Here is a 17,139-nt window from a genome sequence, read left to right on the forward strand (position 1 = left end):
GTGAGCCCGGACGGAGCCCGGGTCATCCTATTCAAGGAACGGCTGTGGACCAGTACGCAGAACCTCTCCATTTCCTTGTGGGTCCACGACTTCGACTCGGGGAACGCACGCGAGATCCTGTCCGGAGACGACTACTGGGGGGAGGACCCCCAATGGGTTGATGAGAGCACGGTGGTGTGCAGCGCCGATTACCGGGGCCGGGGCATCGTGTTGCGCATCAGGTGCACTCCGGGGGAGGAGCCCAGCGCCGAGACGTGCGCCGGCGGCAATGGTCAGGGCTGGACGTACGGCTCGGTTCATGTCACGGGGCAGCGACTCTGGGCCGTGCGATCACGAGTGGACCGCCCCGAGGAACTCGTGTCGTGGTCGGGCGAGGGCTTCTCGGCGGATCCCGCACCGGTGCAGGGGCTTCTGCCCGATGCCGCTCCGGCCGGCCGACTCGAAGAAGTCACCACCGTTGCACAGGACGGTACGGAAATTCGCGCGTGGCTCGCCCTGCCGGACACCCCCGCCGCGGAGGAACTTCCGTTGCTCGTGTTCGTGCACGGCGGGCCGTGGGCTTCCAACAACGCGTGGTCCTGGCGGTGGAACCCGTGGCCCTTCGTGGCCGGCGGCTATGCGGTGCTGCTCCCGGACCCCGCCATTTCCACCGGCTACGGTCAGGCCATGATCGACCGCGGTCAGCAGGAACTGGGCGGTGCGCCGTTCACGGATGTCATGGCACTGGTGGAAGCCGCCACGCAACGCCAGGACATCGACGCCGAGCGGCAGGCCCTGCTGGGTGGTTCCTACGGCGGGTACATGGCCAACTGGGTGGCCGGCCACACGGGGGAGCGGTTCAACTGCATCGTGACTCACGCGTCGTTGTGGGATCTGCACACCATGGGTTCCACCACGGACAACACCGAGTGGGAAGAGGCCATGGCGCCGTCGCAGGCCGAGCACTATTCGCCGCATCGGTTCGTGGGCGACATCCAGGTGCCCATGCTGGTGATTCACGGTGACAAGGACTACCGCGTACCCATTTCTCAGGGGCTGCAACTGTGGTCGGATCTGCAGCGGCACACCGCGGTGAAGGGGCACAAGTTCTTGTACTTCCCGGACGAGAACCACTGGATCCTCAAGCCGGCCAACGCGCGCACCTGGTACGAGACCGTTCTGGCTTTCGTGAACGAACACGTGCAGGACAAGCCGTGGCACAGGCCGGAATTATTGGGGTAGGGACCAGGCCGATGCGAGTGGCCCGGGTGGTCACGCGGGTCACTCGCACACCACGGGCCCTGGGAAGCAGCTGGAAGTGAGTGATAGGTCACGTGTGGACGAGCAAGGGCATCAGGAAGAGTAGAATCGCTGAGATTCCCCTCTACCTCGAGTTATGAAGAGAGACTTGCGTATGTCTGAAACCACCGCCCAGCGCGCCGATCTGCGTAACGTGGCAATTGTTGCCCACGTTGACCACGGCAAGACCACCATCGTCGATGCCATGCTCCAGCAGACGCACGCTTTCTCCTCACACGGAGAGGTCGAAGAACGAGTCATGGACTCGGGCGACCTGGAGCGGGAGAAGGGCATCACCATCCTGGCGAAGAACACCACCGTGTTCTACGACGGACCCTCGGCCAACGGCGAGACCATCACCATCAATGTGATCGACACCCCGGGCCACGCCGACTTCGGTGGCGAGGTGGAGCGCGGCCTGTCCATGGTGGACGGCGTGGTGCTCCTGGTCGATGCTTCCGAGGGCCCCCTGCCCCAGACCCGGTTCGTGCTGCGTAAGGCCCTGGAGGCCAAGCTGCCCGTGATCCTCGTGGTCAACAAGGTGGACCGCCCGGACGCACGCATTGAAGAAGTGGTTTCCGACACCATGGATCTGCTGCTCGGCCTGGCCTCCGACATCTCCGAGGACTACCCGGAAATGGACCTGGACGCCGTTCTGGACGTCCCCGTGGTGTACGCCTCCGGCAAGGCCGGTCGCGCCTCCACCGAACAGCCCGGTAATGGTGAACTTCCGGAGAACGAAGACCTCGAGCCGCTGTTCAAGACCATCATCGAGCACATCCCCGCGCCGTCCTACGAAGAAGGCGGCGTGCTGCAGGCCCACGTGACCAACCTGGACGCCTCCCCGTTCCTGGGTCGGTTGGCTCTGCTGCGGATTTTCAACGGCACCCTCAAGAAGGGTCAGACCGTTGCCTGGGCTCGCCAGGACGGTCAGCTCAAGAATGTCCGGATTTCCGAGCTGCTGGCCACCAAGGGCCTGGACCGTGTCCCCGCGGAGCAGGCCGGCCCCGGCGAGATCGTGGCCGTTGCCGGTATCGAGGACATCACCATTGGTGAGACCCTGACCGACCCTGATAACCCGCAGCCGCTCCCGCTGATCACCGTGGACGATCCCGCGATCTCCATGACCATCGGTATCAACACCTCCCCGTTGGCCGGCCGCGTCAAGGGCGCCAAGGTGACCGCCCGCCAGGTGAAGGACCGCCTGGACAAGGAGCTCATCGGTAACGTTTCCCTCAAGGTTCTGCCCACCCAGCGTCCCGACGCCTGGGAAGTACAGGGCCGTGGCGAGCTGGCGCTGGCCATCCTGGTGGAGCAGATGCGCCGCGAAGGCTTTGAGATCACCGCGGGTAAGCCCCAGGTGGTCACCAAGACCGTCGACGGCAAGGTGCACGAACCCTACGAGCACATGACCATTGACGCCCCGGACGAATTCCTCGGTGCCATCACCCAGCTCATGGCCGGTCGTAAGGGCCGCATGGAGGGCATGGTCAACCACGGCACCGGTTGGGTGCGCATGGAGTTCAAGGTTCCCTCGCGCGGTCTGATCGGGTTCCGCACGCGGTTCCTGACCGAGACCCGAGGTGCCGGCATCGCGTCGTCGTACTCCGACGGCTACGAGCCGTGGGCCGGCGACATCGAGTACCGCACCAACGGCTCGCTCATCGCGGACCGCGCCGGTGTGGTCACCCCGTTCGCCATGATCAACCTGCAGGAGCGCGGTTCCTTCTTCGTGGAGCCCACCTCCGAGGTCTATGAGGGCATGATCGTGGGTGAGAACTCCCGCGCGGATGACATGGACGTGAACATCACCAAGGAGAAGAAGCTCACCAACATGCGCTCCTCCACCTCGGACAGCTTCGAGCACCTCACACCGCCGCGCAAGCTCACCCTCGAGGAATGCCTCGAGTTCGCTCGCGAGGACGAGTGCGTGGAGGTCACCCCGGAAGCCATCCGCATCCGCAAGGTCGTCCTGGAAGCCAATGATCGCGTGAAGGCTGCTCGTCAGCGGGCTCGCGCCTGATCATGAGCACACCGCGCTATCCCGGAGCGGGCACGGTCACCGAGGGCGCAGTGGATTCGCTACTGCCCGCGGGCCGTGCCCCGGGGGACGCGCGGATCCTGTGGGTTCACGCCCACCCGGACGACGAGTCCATTGCCACGGGCGGCTCCATTGCGCACTACGCTCACGCCGGTGCCACCAACGTGCTCCTCACCATGACTCGCGGCGAACGCGGCGAGGTCATTCCGGAGCCGTTGCGTCACCTCGAAGTGGGTCAGCCCGGCTGCCCGGACACCGACGGCACCGCCCTGGGCCTGTACCGCGTGGGCGAGCTCGACGACGCCGCCGCGGCACTCGGTCTGTCCGATCGCTTTTTCGCCGGGGAGACTCCCGCTGTCGATGAGTCCGTGGGATTCGCCAACGGGCTGGGTCGTTACCTGGATTCGGGTATGAGCTGGGGTGACAACGGCCGGGCACAGCCCGCCGAGGACGTGTCCTCGGCCGCCCTCACCTCGGCCACGGAAGGCGAAGCCGCCGCCCACGTGGCCGCGGCGATCCGTGCAGTCCGTCCGCACGCGGTGGTCACCTACTGTGATGACGGCGGCTACGGCCACCCGGACCACGTGCGCACCCATCACGTCACGGTGCTCGGGGTCGACCAGGCCATGACGCCCGCTCGCGGCGCGCGGGCCTGGGACGTTGCGCTGGTGTGGGGCACCGAGGGCGAATCCGACCCCGCGGATCAGCGGCAGCAGGCCGTGATCGACGGCCACCTTGGGGCCAAGCGCTCGGCAATGGCCGCCCATGCCACACAAATCGTTCTGCCGGACGACGATCCGGGCACTTTTGAACTGTCCAACGGTGTTCCGCAGGCGTTGACGGCCACCGAGCACTACCGTTTGCTCCGCGGTGAGCTGCCCGGCGGTGAGTCCGCATGAGCCGTAGCGCACGGACGACACCCGTGAATCCGGCCCCGTGGCACAGCGACCCCGGGACCGAGATCGTGACCGACGAGCCAGCCGAGACGGGCGAGATTACCCCGACCACAGCGGCGTCGGCGCACCCCACCACCCTGTCCGCGGTGTTGACCGCCGTGATCACCGGCCTGCTGATCGGCTCCGTGGCCACCGTGATGCACGCCAGCATCTGGTATCTCAACGAGTCGGTGTGGCTGCCGTGGGGACTGCTGTTCTCCGGGGCGCTCGTGTGGTTCGCGAGCGTGTGGTGCGGTACGGCGACCCGTCGGGTGTGGGCAGCAGCGGTGCCCGGACTGCTCACCTACGTGCTTTCGTGGGCCTTTGCTTATCTCAAGAACGGCTCGGCCCTGGTGGTCACCTCGTGGGAGGCACCCATTGGAATGGTTGGCTACGCGTGGTTCGCCGTCATTTTCGTGGCCGTCATGGCCGCGGTAATTGTTACGGGCCGCTACATCTCCAGACTCCGCCGACAAGCACGTGGCTGACCACGCGGTTAGACTGTTGGCTGATCCCCTCGAACCAGGAAAGGTACGTTTACCGTGACATACGTGATCGCTCAGCCTTGTGTGGACGTCAAGGACAAGGCATGCGTCGAAGAATGTCCCGTGGACTGCATCTACGAGGGAGAACGTTCCCTGTACATCCACCCGGACGAGTGCGTTGACTGTGGTGCGTGCGAACCGGTGTGTCCCGTGGAAGCCATCTACTACGAAGACGACACCCCGGAGGAATGGGCCGAGTACTACAAGGCCAATGTGGAGTTCTTCGACGATCTCGGCTCGCCGGGCGGTGCCGCCAAACTGGGTAACACCCACAAGGACCACCCGATCATTGCCGAACTTCCCCCGCAGAACCAGGATTGATCGTGACGCAGCAGCGCAGCCTCGGACTCGACCTGCCGGACTACCCGTGGAACTCGCTCGCGCCCTATCGCCGGCGCGCGGCTGAGCACCCGGGCGGCACGGTGGACCTGTCCATCGGCACGCCCGTGGATCCCACACCGCTCGTGATCCAGGATGCGCTCGCGGCCGCCTCGGACGCCCCCGGCTACCCGACCACGCACGGAACGCCCGCACTGCGCGAGGCAATCGTGGACTGGTACGCCCGACGCCGCGGCGTCGCCCATCTGGATCCGGCCGCCGTGATGCCCACCGTTGGTTCCAAGGAACTGGTCGCGTGGCTGCCGCTGCTGCTGGGACTGGGTCCCGGCGACGTCGTCGCGCGCCCCACCGTTGCTTACCCCACCTACGACATCGGGGCGCAACTGGCCGGTGCCGAGGCGGTGGCCGCCGACGACCTCGACGACCTGGCTCCCGAGGTGCGCTCGCGCGTGCGGATGGTGTGGGTCAACTCGCCGGGCAACCCCACGGGTATCGTGCGCGATGCCGCCGGCCTCAAGAAGATCGTGGACCAGGCGCGCGCGCAGGGTGCGGTGGTCGTCTCTGACGAGTGCTACGCGGAACTGGGCTGGGGCGACTGGGACGTGGCCGAGGGCGGTGAGCCCGTGCCGTCCGTGCTGGACGAGCGGGTGACCGGGGGAGACCTCTCACTCGTGCTGAGCGCGTACTCAATGTCCAAGCAGTCCAACCTCGCCGGTTACCGCGCCGCTTTCCTGGCCGGTGACCCCGAACTGATGCCGTCGCTGATCAACTCGCGCAAACACGCGGGCATGATCGTGCCCTACCCCGTGCAGGAAGCCATGCGCGTGGCCCTCGCCGACGACGCTCACGTGGCCGCTCAGAAGGCGCTCTACCGGGAACGCCGCGCCAAGCTGCTGCCCGCCGTTGAAGCTTTCGGGCTGCGGATCGAGCACTCCGAGGCCGGCCTGTACCTGTGGGCAACAGCCGGCGAGGATACCTGGGACACCGTGGGTCGCTTTGCCGAACTGGGCATCGTGGTGGGCCCCGGGACGTTCTACGGGGACGCGGGGAACGGTTACGTTCGGCTGTCCACAACCGCCAGTGACGAACGAATCGACGCTGCCGTTGCGCGCCTGCGCGAGGCCGTGTAACCACACGTACCGCGATACAAATGAGTGGAACCTACGCCACACCACGGGGTAGGTTAGATGATGATCAAACTGTGTCCCAAGTATGCGCGTGACAGTCATGGCAACGCAGTTGTTGCCGTGAACGGGACCGCGAACCGCTGGCGGGGCACCCCAAGCAAACCGTGGAGGACAACACCATGGCAGAGGCCAAGAAGAACGCCCAGAAGGTTGAACTGAACTATCGGGACGGCAAGGCTATGGAGCTGCCCGTCCTGAAGGTCACCGAAGGCAACCAGGGCTACGGCCTGGGTTCGTTGCTCAAGGAAACCGGCAACGTGACCTACGATCCCGGCTTCATGAATACGGCCAACACCAAGTCCCACGTGACCTACATCGACGGTGACAACGGCATTCTCCGTTACCGCGGCTACCCCATCGAGGAACTGGCTGAGCACTCCAACTTTGTGGAGACCACCTACCTGCTGATCTACGGTGAGCTGCCCACGCGTGAGCAGTACGAGGACTTCGCGCACCGCATCACCACGCACACCATGGTGCACGAAGACATCAAGATGTTCTTCAACGGCTTCCCACGCTCCGCGCACCCCATGCCCGTGCTGTCCTCGGCCGTGTCCGCGCTGTCCACGTTCTACTCGGACTCCCTGGACCCGTTCGACAAGGAACAGGTGGAGATCTCCACCATCCGCCTGCTCGCCAAGGTCCCCACCCTGGCCGCGTACGCGTTCAAGAAGTCCGTGGGCGAGCCACAGCTCTACCCCCAGAACAAGCTGAACTACGCGGAGAACTTCCTGCGCATGTGCTTCGGGGTGCCCGCCGAGGAGTACGAGGTGGACCCGGTGGTCGCCAAGACCCTGGACATCCTGCTCATGTTGCACGCGGACCACGAGCAGAATTGCTCCACCTCCACCGTGCGCCTGGTGGGCTCCTCCCACGCCAACATGTTCGCTTCCGTCTCCGCCGGCATCAACGCGCTCTACGGCCCGCTGCACGGTGGCGCCAACGAGTCCGTGCTGCACATGCTCGATCAGATCCAGAACCGCGGCCTGTCCGCGGACGAGTTCATGGAAAAGGTCAAGAACAAGGAAGACGGCGTGCGCCTCATGGGCTTCGGGCACCGCGTCTACAAGAACTACGACCCGCGCGCCAAGATCATCAAGGGCTACGCCCATGACGTCCTGGCCAAGCTGGGTGGCAACAACGAGATGTTGGACCTCGCGATGAGCATGGAGGAGAAGGCGCTCGCGGACGACTACTTCGTGGAGCGCAAGCTCTACCCGAACGTGGACTTCTACACCGGGTTGATCTACAAGGCCATGGGCTTCCCCGAGAAAATGTTCACCGTGCTCTTCGCCATCGGCCGCCTGCCGGGTTGGATCGCCCAGTGGCGGGAGATGATCGAGGACCCGGAGACCAAGATCGGCCGCCCGCGCCAGCTCTACGTGGGCGAGGGCGAACGTCACTACCCGACCGCCCAGTAAGCCTCACGCCTCGGCACAGCACCCCGCCCCCGACTTCGGTCGGTGGCGGGGTGTTCTGCTGTGCACCGTGTCTTACGGTGCGGGGTACGACGGCGCCCGGGCCACGACGGCGGCCCGCGTCACCTTGAGCGGCGGCCCGCACGTGAGAGGACGCCGGGACCGTGGGCTACACCCGAGGTGTCGTAAGGACCCTTGGCGGGATGGAAAAGGGTTCTCGCGGCGCATGAGAGGCCCACGCGAAGGTTCTACCGCGGTACGTAGCGCATTGCGACCGCACCGGAACCGTATTCCACGCGGTCAATGAGTCGGAGATCCAAGGGTTTGGACAATCCCGCGAACAGCGTGGGTCCGTGGCCGGCCACGCGAGGGTGCACCACGAACTCGTATTCGTCGATCAATCCACGATCGGCCAGGTAAAGCGGTAACGTCACACCGCCCACGTACAGTCCCTCGCCGGGTTCTTCCTTGAGAGCTCGGACGGCCTCACCCGGATCACCGCGCAGAAACTCGGCATTCCAGTCGAGGCTCTGCAGGGTGCTCGAGACCACGTACTTCTTGGCCGAGTCTATGGTCTGCGCGAACGGTTCCATCCACGGCTCCAGCCACTCGGGCCAGGTGCCCGTTGTCGGATCCCGGCGCCAGGCCTCCTCCATCATGCGGTAGGTCACCCTGCCGAAGATCAGGGCATCCGCGCGCGCAATGCTCTGGGCGGCGCGCCGGTGGAGTTCCTCGTCCGCTATCCCCTCACGGTGATCGACGCAGCCATCAAGGGTGACGTTGATGGAGTACCTGAGCGGTCTCATGGCCCCAGGCTACGCCCGGGGCGGGCAAGCGGAAAGATCAGCCGTCGTACCCGTGGGGATTGTTTTTCTGCCAGTTCCAGTGATCGCGGCACATGGTGTCCATGTCGCGGTCCCCGGACCAGCCCAGCTCGGCGAGAGCGGCGGAGGGATCGGCGTAGGACACGGCGGCGTCGCCGGCGCGGCGAGGGGCGATCTCGTACGGGATCTCGCGGCCCGATGCCTTGTGGAACGCGTCCCGGACCTCGAGCACGGAGTAACCGCGACCGGTACCCAGGTTCCACACGTGGACGCCGGGGTCCTCGCTGATCCGGTCCAGGGCCTTGAGGTGACCGTCGGCCAGGTCCACCACATGAATGTAGTCGCGCACGCCGGTGCCGTCCGGGGTGGGGTAGTCGTCACCGAAGACCATGAGCTTCTCGCGGCGACCCACGGCAACCTGCGCCACGAACGGCATCAGGTTATTGGGGATGCCGGAGGGATCCTCGCCGATCCGGCCGGATTCGTGGGCGCCCACCGGGTTGAAGTATCGCAGCAACGCTACGGCCCACCGGTCATCGGAGGCGGCGAGGTCCGCGAGCATGTCCTCGATGTGTTCCTTGGTGCGCCCGTACGGGTTCTGCGCGTCCATGGTCTGTTTCTCGGTCAACGGCATGGTTTCGGGTGCGCCGTACACGGTGGCCGAGGACGAGAACACGATGGTGCGGCAGTCGTTCTCCTCCATGGCCCACAGCAGGTTCACGGTGCCGGAGACGTTGTTCGTGTAGTACCACAGGGGCTTCTCACTGGACTCTCCCACGGCCTTGAGGCCGGCAAAGTGGATGACGGCGTCTGGGCGGTGACGCGAGAACACGTCGTCGAGTCCCGCGCGGTCCAACAAATCGACTTCTTCGAACGCGGTGATCTCGCGACCGGCCAACTCCTGAACCCGTTCCAGAGAGGTCTTGGACGAGTTGGAAAGGTTGTCCAGCACCACCACGCCGTGGCCCGCCTCGAGCAGAGCCAGAACAGTGTGCGAGCCGATATAGCCGGTTCCACCGGTCACAAGAATCTTCATGGGCACCAGCCTAATCAGGTTCACACTGGATCCTGGCTTGTGGCGGTGCTGATCACCACTTGTGGGGACGGCGGTGCCGCCTGGTCCTGCGCTGTCAGCTCCGCCGTGGATTCCCACCCGGGTACGGCGGAGAACCGCGTGGATGTCTGGCGGTCACGGTCCCAGGTCCGCCCGTCGTAGCTCACGCGCGTGATCCCCAGGCGTTCGGCATTGGCCACGGCCCAGTGGGCGGCGGCCCAGCCGGCCGGGGAATCATCGGGTTCGACCACGGCGCTCTCACCGTCCGTTCGCACGGCACCCAGCGTGTCGCCGTAGTCCCGTGTCAAACCGACCACGGCCTCGTCTGCCCGCGCAGCGGGGGAAGCGGGGCCATCCGCAGTCGAGGGCGATGTGTCCACCGGGTCCAGCACGCAGTTGAGCAGCGCCGGTCGGGTCCCGTGGAAGGCGTCCGTCAACGCCGCGGAGCTGGCCTCGTGCTTGGCGTAACCGTCCGGGACACCGGACTGCTGCACGGCCTGCGCTGCCTGTGTCACGGACATCGAGTGGTACTCCACGTGCTCCAAATGGTTGTAGAAGGCCACCGTGGCGTAGTGGGGGTCCATGATTTCTTCCACGGTGCCCCACCCCTGCGAGGGCCGCTGCTGGAAGAGCCCCACGGAGTCCCGGTCACCGTAGTCGATGTTGACCAGTTCCGATTCCTGCTGGGCGGTGGCCAGGGCAATCACGGAGGCTCGATGATCCAGGTCGCGCGCCAGCGCCTCCGCGGAGACGATCGAGGCGTTGCGGGTCTGCTCCGGGGTGAACGTGTATTTGGCACCCTCGGCGGAAACCACGGTGCAACGCGGATCACCGACCGTGGGTTTACCGGCGACCAGGCTGAAACCCACGTACAACGCAGCCGCAATCACAGCGCAGATCAACAGGATGATCAGAAACAGGTGAAGCGCGGCGTGGCGGCGACGACCGGATGACGTGGAAGACATGATTCCCCGGAGTAGGCGGCTGAAGTGTCGAGTCTAGCGCTGAGCCCGCGCACCTTAATCGGAGGTGCGCGGGCTCAGCGGCTTCAGGCGGTATTCCTAGTTGGCGTGCAGTGCGGGGTTGAGCTCGATGGCCCCACCCTCACGGGGCAGTGCTTCAACCGCACCGTTGGTCGAGTTCCGGCGGAAGAGCAGGTTGGAGATTCCCGACAGCTCCGAGGCCTTGACCACGCGGGACTCGGCGCGGGCCTCCAACAGGGTCACGCGCGTGCCGGCCGTGACGTACAGGCCGGCCTCGACCACGCAATCGTCGCCCAGGGAAATGCCCACACCGGCGTTGGCACCCAGGAGGCAGCGCTGCCCCAGAGTGATGCGCTGCTTACCGCCGCCGGAGAGGGTACCCATGATGGAGGCGCCGCCACCGATATCGGTGTGGTCGTGGACCACGACACCGGCGGAAATCCGGCCCTCGACCATTGCGGAGCCCAGCGTGCCCGCGTTGAAGTTCACGAACCCCTCGTGCATCACGGTGGTGCCCTCGCCCAGGTAGGCGCCCAGGCGCACGCGGTCCGCGTCGCCGATGCGCACACCGGAGGGGACCACGTAGTCCACCATGCGGGGGAACTTGTCCACGCCGAACACGGTCACATGCCCGCCGGCGCGCAGGCGCACCAGGGCGGTGGTCAGCTCCTCGGCCAGCACCGGGCCCCGGTTGGTCCAGGCCACGTTGGCCAGCTGACCGAACACGCCGTCCATGTTAATGGTGTTGGGCTCGGCCAAACGGTGGGACAGGACATGCAGGCGAAGGTAAGCATCGGCGGTGTCTGCCGGGGCGGCGTCGAGATCGATCACGGTGGTGACGATCTCGGAACGCACGTTGCGATCGGGATCGGTGGTCGCGGCCACGCGCAGGTCCGCCTCGAAGGAGGTGTCGGCGTTGGGGCTCAGCGCGGGAGCCGGGTAGAAGACGTCCAGGACGGTGCCGGCCTTGGGGCCGGAATCGACCACGGTGGCCAGGCCTACGCCGGAGGCTGTGCGGGATGATGCGGTGCTCTCGCTCGGTGAAGTCATGAGCACCATCCTAGGATGTCCGTCACCGTGTGACGTGAAGGTGACTAGGCTGGCCCGCATGGACTCCACCACTGCACCCGTTGAACTCGACCTCTCCCTGGACCCGGCGGATCTCACCGCGGCCCTCGTGGACGTGGAATCGGTGTCCGATCACGAGGGCCCCCTCGCGGACGCCGTGGAAACCGCTCTGCGTTTACTGCCGCACCTGGACGTGCACCGCGACGGGGATTCCATCGTGGCCCGCACGAACCTCGATCGTGACGAGCGTGTTGTGCTGGCCGGGCACCTGGACACCGTGCCCCTGCCCACCGTGGAAGGTTCGCTGGGTACGGTACCGTCCGTGCGGCGTCGGGAATCCGGGCGTGCTGTCATCTACGGCCGCGGCACCACCGACATGAAGGGCGGGGTGGCCGTGCAGCTGGCCCTGGCCCACGCGTTGGCCGAACCCAACCGGGACATCACCTTTGTCTTTTACGACCACGAGGAAGTAGCCTCCGACGCCAGCGGGCTGGGGCGCCTGATGCGCAACAACCCCGAGCTGCTCGAAGCGGACTTCGCGGTGCTGCTGGAACCGACCAACGGCACGGTGGAGGGCGGCTGCAACGGCACCATGCGTTTCCGCATCACCACGACCGGTAAGGCCGCGCACTCGGGCCGCGCGTGGATCGGTGAGAACGCCGTCCACAAGCAAGCCGATGTCCTCGCGCGACTTTCGGCGTACGAGCCCCGAACCATCACCGTGGAGGGGTTGGACTACCGTGAGGGCCTCAACGCGATCCGGATCGGCGGGGGAGTGGCCGGCAACGTGATCCCGGACAACGCGTGGGTGGACATCAACTACCGCTTTGCCCCGGACAAGACGTTGCAGCAAGCGCAGGAGCACGTGCGGGAAGTCTTCAACGGTTACGAGCTGGACTTCCAGGATTTGTCTCCGGCCGCGCGGCCCGGCCTGGACCGGCCCGCGGCGGCGCAGTTCGTGGCCGCCGTGGGCCAGGAACCAATGCCCAAGTACGGCTGGACGGACGTGGCCCGCTTCTCCGAAGCCGGCGTGCCCGCCGTGAATTTCGGTCCCGGCGACGCCCTGCTCGCGCACACCGACGACGAGCATGTCTTCGATGACGCCGTCCGCGAGTGCTACCGCGCGCTCGCGCAGTGGCTGGCCTAGCTACTTCCCGCCCTTGACGAACGAAACGGTCCCGGAAGCACACGACTTCCGGGACCGTTTCGTGGTGTCATCGCTTGACGCGACGACGACGCCGCCTGGTGGGCTCAGCCGGTCGTGCCACCCTCCGCGGCCTCGTGAAGGGGTTTGGTCTTGCCGGAGGTGCGGTAGCTGAGCAGCCGCGAGAGTCTGCCCGCGCTGAACGTGAGCACCGAGTTGATGATCATGAACACCACGGCCGCCAGCAACAGGGTCTGCAGGATGTTGCCGTCACCGGAACCCAAGCGGCGCGCCGAGGCGAGCAGCTCGGGGTAGGTGATGATGTACCCGAGCGCCGTGTCCTTGAGGATCACCACGAACTGGGACACGAGAGAGGGCAGCATGGCCGTCAGCGCCTGAGGCAGCAAAATGCTGCGCAGCACCTGGGACGGGGTGAGTCCCACGGCCAGGCCCGCTTCCCGCTGGCCCTTGGGAAGCTGGTACACACCGGAACGGACGAGCTCAGCAATGACCGAACCGTTGTAGAGGATCAGGCCGATGATCACCGCCCAGAACGGCGTGTCCGAGGGCTGGACCAGACCCGTGCGTGCCAGACCCAGGTAGAAGAAAATCATCATGACCAGGACGGGCACCGCGCGGAAGAATTCCACCACCACGGTGGAAACCGCGCGCAGGATCCACAGGCTGGACAGCCGCCCCAGACCGAAGATGAGACCGAAGATCACGGAACCCACCACGGCCACGGCGGCTGCCTTGAGCGTGCTCACCAGGCCAGGGATCAGGAAGTTGCTCCACGTGCGTTCCGTGAACAATGCGGTCCACTTGGCCGGCTCCAGCTGGCCCTGCTCGCCCAGCTTCTGCAGCACCACCCAGACCAGGGCAGCCACCACGAGCACGGCCACCACATTGAGGATCATGGTGATCCGTTTGGCCCGGGGGCCCTGAACGTCAAAGAGTACCGAGGTGCTCATCGCTTCACCGCCAACTTCTGGGACAGCCACGTGGTCAAGAGACCCACGGGAATCACGATGATCACAAAGCCCAGCGCCACGGTCAGGAACACCGCAATGATGACGTCCGGGCGGAACTCGATCATGGTCTTCATCAAGGCCGAGATTTCCGTGACGGACGCCGCCGCGGCCACCGTGGTGTTCTTGGTCAACGCGATCAACGTGTTACCCAGCGGAGTGATGGCCCCGCGCAGGGCCTGCGGGAAAATGATCAGGCGAGCCGCCGGGAGGAAGCTCAGGCCAATGGCCCGTGCCGCTTCCGCTTGGCCCGCGGGAACGGTGTTCACACCGGATCGGATGGCCTCGCACACGAACGCTGCGTGGTAGATGCTCAGACCGATCACCGCGTAAATGAAGAAGTTGCGGTTGAAGTCGTCGCTGAAGCTGATGGTCAACTGCGACCACACACCCAGGACCAGGAACACCAGGATGATGGTCAGCGGAGTGTTGCGGACCAGGGTCACATAGCCGGCACCCACGGCGCGCATGGAGGCCGCCGGGCTGATGCGCATGAGCGCCAGGACGCTGCCCAGCACCATGGAGCCGATCGCGGCCCAGAAGGTCAGTTGGATATTGACCCAGAAAGCACCCAGGACGTCGTACTGGGATAACAGTGAAGCGAAGTCACTGAGGTAATCGGACACATTTTCCTCCCGGTGTACCCGGTGGGATTCGCGGTGAATCCCACCGGGTGCGGGTCAGTTGATCAATCAGGCGCAGGCATCGGGAGTGGGCGGGTTCAAGTCCTCGTTGTACTTGTAGTCCGCGCCCTCCGTGTTCTTGGTGACGGCGTCTTCCCAAGCGCCGTCGTCGACCATCTTGGTGATGGCATCGTTGATGGCCTGGCACTTGTCCGAATCCTTGGAAATACCCACGCCGTACTTCTCCTCGGTGAACGGGTTGCCGACCACCTTGAACTTGCCGGAATTGGCGTCCGTGGCGGCCAAGCCGGCCAGGATGATGTCATCGGTGGTCACCGCGTCAACACCGCCCGAGCCCAACATGGTGACACAGTCCGCGTAGCCACCCTGTTCCACGAGGTTCACGGTGCCCGCGTACTCGTCCTTGATCTTCTGGGCGGAGGTGGAACCGGTGACCGAGCAGAGGTTCTTCCCCTCGAGATCCTCCGGGCCTTGAATGTCCGAGTTGTCCTGGCTGACCAGCAGGTCCTGACCGGCCACGAAGTACGGTCCCGCGAAGCCCACGGATTCCTTGCGCTTATCGGTGATGGAGTAGGTCGCAAAGATCATGTCGACCTGGCCGTTGGAGAGCATGTTCTCGCGGTTCGCGGACGGGGACTCGACCCATTCGATCTGGTCCTCGGAGTAACCCAGTTCCTTGGCGACGTACTTGGCTACGTCCACGTCGAAACCGGTGTATTCCTCGCCGTCCTTGAAGCCCAGGCCGGGCTGGTCGTATTTGATGCCGATGCGCACCGAATCTCCGCCGTCCCCGCCGGAGGATTCTCCGCCGCCGTCGTCACTGCCGCCGCACGCGGTCAGGGTCAGGGCGGTGGCTGCGGCCAGGGCCGCGAGGGTCATGGGTTTTCCGTACTTCACGGGGTGCTCCTTAGATGATGAGTGAGACTTGCGCGGTGATCAATGGTGCTGGGACCTCAGTGGCCCAGAACCTTGCCGAGGAAGTCCTTGGCACGGTCGCTGCGCGGATGGGTGAAAAATTCTTCCGGGGTGTTTTCTTCGACGATCGCGCCGTCCGCCATGAACACGACGCGGTCCGCCGCACGGCGGGCAAAGCCCATTTCGTGGGTGACCACGACCATGGTCATGCCGGCCTTGGCGAGGGAGACCATGGTGTCCAGGACCTCGTTGATCATCTCGGGGTCCAGGGCGGAGGTCGGTTCGTCGAACAACATGACCTTGGGGTCCATGGCCAGTGCGCGGGCAATGGCCACGCGTTGTTGTTGACCACCGGACAGCTGCGCGGGGAGTTTATGCGCCTGGTTGCCCACACCCACCCGGTTCAAGAGCTCCAGGGCCCGTTCCTCGGCCTTTTTCTTGCTGGCCCCGCGAACACGCATGGGACCGAGCGTGACGTTCTGCAGCACGGATTTATGCGCGAACAAGTTGAAGGACTGGAACACCATGCCCACGTCCGCGCGAAGTTTCGCGAGCGCGCGGCCCTCTTTCGGGAGGACCTTACCGTCCACGGTGATTTCACCGCTGTCGATGGTTTCCAGTCGGTTGATGGCACGGCACAGGGTGGACTTGCCGGAACCGGACGGCCCGATGACCATGACCACCTCGCCGGCGGAGACCTCCAGGTTGATGTCCTTGAGCACGTGGAGATCGCCGAAGTGCTTGTCCACGTGTGACAAGCGGACCAAGGGCTCTCCGGCGCGGGTTCCGGTAGCGGCGCCGACTCCGGTGCCTGGCTCCGTGTCGGTGGAAGCGGATGAGTGTGACATGGAAGTAAAAGTAATGCACGGATTGACCAAATGTGGTCCTCAACACAAGACCAAATGTTAAAATTGGGTTTCGATCAGCCCCCCGTGCTGCGCGCCCGTGCGTGTCCTACTCAACCCGTAGCCTGGGACCATGACCACTCCGCCGGATTCTTTCTCAGACCAGCTTCCCCCCGAACGGTTCAAGGGCCCCGTGGTGCTTCGCCGTTCGGAAATGTCACGGCGCACCTCTGACCAGCGGTTATTGGACCAGCGACCGGAAGCACCCGGTGATTTCACGCGTACGGATCCATGGCGTGTGCTGCGGATCCAGGCGGAGTTCGTGGAGGGTTTCGACGCACTGGCCACCCTGGGGCCCGCGATTTCCGTCTTCGGATCGGCCCGCACCCCGCCGGAGCATCCCGAGTACCGGACGGCTCGGGAGATCGGCAGGGCTCTGGGCCGGGCCGGTTACGCCGTGGTGACCGGGGGAGGTCCCGGTGTCATGGAGGCCGCCAACCGCGGCGCGGTGGATGTGGGTGCCCCATCGGTGGGTATCGGAATCGAACTGCCCCACGAGCAGCGGCTCAACGACTGGGTGGATCTGGGCATCAACTTCCGGTACTTCTTTGCTCGCAAGACCATGTTCGTGAAGTACACGCAGGGGTTCGTGGTGCTTCCCGGCGGTTTCGGCACACTGGACGAACTCTTCGAGGCGCTCACCCTGGTGCAGACGGGCAAGGTCACCCGTTTCCCGGTGATCCTCGTGGGCACGGCCTTTTGGTCCCCGTTGATTGCATGGCTCGAGCAGACGGTGGCCTCGGACGTGAAGATTGCTCCCGATGATCTTGAGCTGTTCCACGTCACGGACAGCGTGGAGCAGGCGGTGAGCATTCTGGTCGAGGCGCACGC

General features: G+C 65.2%; 17 protein-coding genes. 9 read left to right on the forward strand and 8 right to left on the reverse strand.

What is annotated here, in order from left to right:
* The 7 genes from Q4E95_RS06140 to Q4E95_RS06170 all read left to right on the forward strand — a co-directional run.
* Positions 1-1,221 (forward strand): S9 family peptidase (locus Q4E95_RS06140; RefSeq protein WP_303382480.1); only part of this gene is annotated, 1,221 nt, incomplete at its 5' end.
* Positions 1,222-1,393: 172 nt separating this feature from the next.
* On the forward strand, positions 1,394-3,301 hold the full coding sequence (typA, locus tag Q4E95_RS06145) for a translational GTPase TypA (RefSeq protein WP_303382481.1): 1,908 nt from the start codon (positions 1,394-1,396) through the stop codon (positions 3,299-3,301).
* 2 nt (positions 3,302-3,303) lie between these two features.
* Complete coding sequence (locus Q4E95_RS06150) at positions 3,304-4,218, forward strand: PIG-L family deacetylase (protein WP_303382482.1); 915 nt, start codon at positions 3,304-3,306, stop codon at positions 4,216-4,218.
* Positions 4,215-4,742, forward strand: a complete 528-nt coding sequence (locus Q4E95_RS06155; RefSeq protein WP_303382483.1) for a hypothetical protein — start codon at positions 4,215-4,217, stop codon at positions 4,740-4,742. The genes Q4E95_RS06150 and Q4E95_RS06155 overlap by 4 nt, the downstream gene beginning before the upstream one ends.
* A gap of 54 nt (positions 4,743-4,796) precedes the next feature.
* Positions 4,797-5,120, forward strand: a complete 324-nt coding sequence (gene fdxA / locus Q4E95_RS06160; protein ID WP_190780008.1) for a ferredoxin — start codon at positions 4,797-4,799, stop codon at positions 5,118-5,120.
* A gap of 2 nt (positions 5,121-5,122) precedes the next feature.
* Positions 5,123-6,268, forward strand: a complete 1,146-nt coding sequence (dapC, locus tag Q4E95_RS06165; protein ID WP_303382484.1) for a succinyldiaminopimelate transaminase — start codon at positions 5,123-5,125, stop codon at positions 6,266-6,268.
* Positions 6,269-6,444: 176 nt separating this feature from the next.
* Complete coding sequence (locus Q4E95_RS06170) at positions 6,445-7,746, forward strand: citrate synthase (protein ID WP_303382485.1); 1,302 nt, start codon at positions 6,445-6,447, stop codon at positions 7,744-7,746.
* Between the two features lie 245 nt (positions 7,747-7,991).
* Here Q4E95_RS06170 and Q4E95_RS06175 read toward each other — a convergent pair whose 3' ends face one another.
* The 4 genes from Q4E95_RS06175 to dapD form a co-directional block, all read right to left on the reverse strand.
* The gene (locus Q4E95_RS06175; protein WP_303382486.1) at positions 7,992-8,549 is read right to left on the reverse strand and encodes a dihydrofolate reductase family protein; all 558 of its coding nucleotides are present in this window, start codon (positions 8,547-8,549) and stop codon (positions 7,992-7,994) included.
* A gap of 37 nt (positions 8,550-8,586) precedes the next feature.
* Positions 8,587-9,603: a UDP-glucose 4-epimerase GalE gene (gene galE, locus Q4E95_RS06180; protein WP_303382487.1), complete on the reverse strand. Its 1,017-nt coding sequence runs from the start codon at positions 9,601-9,603 to the stop codon at positions 8,587-8,589.
* A gap of 20 nt (positions 9,604-9,623) precedes the next feature.
* The gene (locus Q4E95_RS06185) at positions 9,624-10,586 is read right to left on the reverse strand and encodes a hypothetical protein (protein WP_303382488.1); all 963 of its coding nucleotides are present in this window, start codon (positions 10,584-10,586) and stop codon (positions 9,624-9,626) included.
* A gap of 96 nt (positions 10,587-10,682) precedes the next feature.
* Positions 10,683-11,654, reverse strand: coding sequence for a 2,3,4,5-tetrahydropyridine-2,6-dicarboxylate N-succinyltransferase (gene dapD, locus Q4E95_RS06190; RefSeq protein ID WP_303382489.1), 972 nt, complete (start codon positions 11,652-11,654; stop codon positions 10,683-10,685).
* Positions 11,655-11,712: 58 nt separating this feature from the next.
* Here dapD and dapE point away from each other — a divergent pair, with 58 nt between their 5' ends.
* Positions 11,713-12,819, forward strand: coding sequence for a succinyl-diaminopimelate desuccinylase (gene dapE, locus Q4E95_RS06195; protein WP_303382490.1), 1,107 nt, complete (start codon positions 11,713-11,715; stop codon positions 12,817-12,819).
* Positions 12,820-12,923: 104 nt separating this feature from the next.
* Here the strand turns inward: dapE and Q4E95_RS06200 are convergent, their stop codons facing one another.
* The 4 genes from Q4E95_RS06200 to Q4E95_RS06215 form a co-directional block, all read right to left on the reverse strand.
* Positions 12,924-13,787: an amino acid ABC transporter permease gene (locus Q4E95_RS06200; RefSeq protein WP_303382491.1), complete on the reverse strand. Its 864-nt coding sequence runs from the start codon at positions 13,785-13,787 to the stop codon at positions 12,924-12,926.
* Positions 13,784-14,470, reverse strand: coding sequence for an amino acid ABC transporter permease (locus Q4E95_RS06205; protein WP_303382492.1), 687 nt, complete (start codon positions 14,468-14,470; stop codon positions 13,784-13,786). The genes Q4E95_RS06200 and Q4E95_RS06205 overlap by 4 nt, the downstream gene beginning before the upstream one ends.
* 66 nt (positions 14,471-14,536) lie before the next feature.
* Positions 14,537-15,367, reverse strand: coding sequence for a glutamate ABC transporter substrate-binding protein (locus Q4E95_RS06210; RefSeq protein WP_303382495.1), 831 nt, complete (start codon positions 15,365-15,367; stop codon positions 14,537-14,539).
* A gap of 74 nt (positions 15,368-15,441) precedes the next feature.
* Positions 15,442-16,251 carry an amino acid ABC transporter ATP-binding protein gene (locus tag Q4E95_RS06215; protein ID WP_303382493.1) on the reverse strand — a complete coding sequence of 270 codons (810 nt, stop codon included), beginning with the start codon at positions 16,249-16,251 and terminating at the stop codon, positions 15,442-15,444.
* A gap of 130 nt (positions 16,252-16,381) precedes the next feature.
* Between Q4E95_RS06215 and Q4E95_RS06220 the strand changes: the two genes are divergently transcribed.
* Positions 16,382-17,139, forward strand: a 758-nt coding sequence (locus Q4E95_RS06220; RefSeq protein WP_303382494.1) for a TIGR00730 family Rossman fold protein, incomplete at its 3' end; no start/stop codon positions are given.

This window comes from Kocuria sp., assembly GCF_030536815.1.
In the GTDB taxonomy this organism is placed as follows: domain Bacteria; phylum Actinomycetota; class Actinomycetes; order Actinomycetales; family Micrococcaceae; genus Kocuria; species Kocuria gwangalliensis.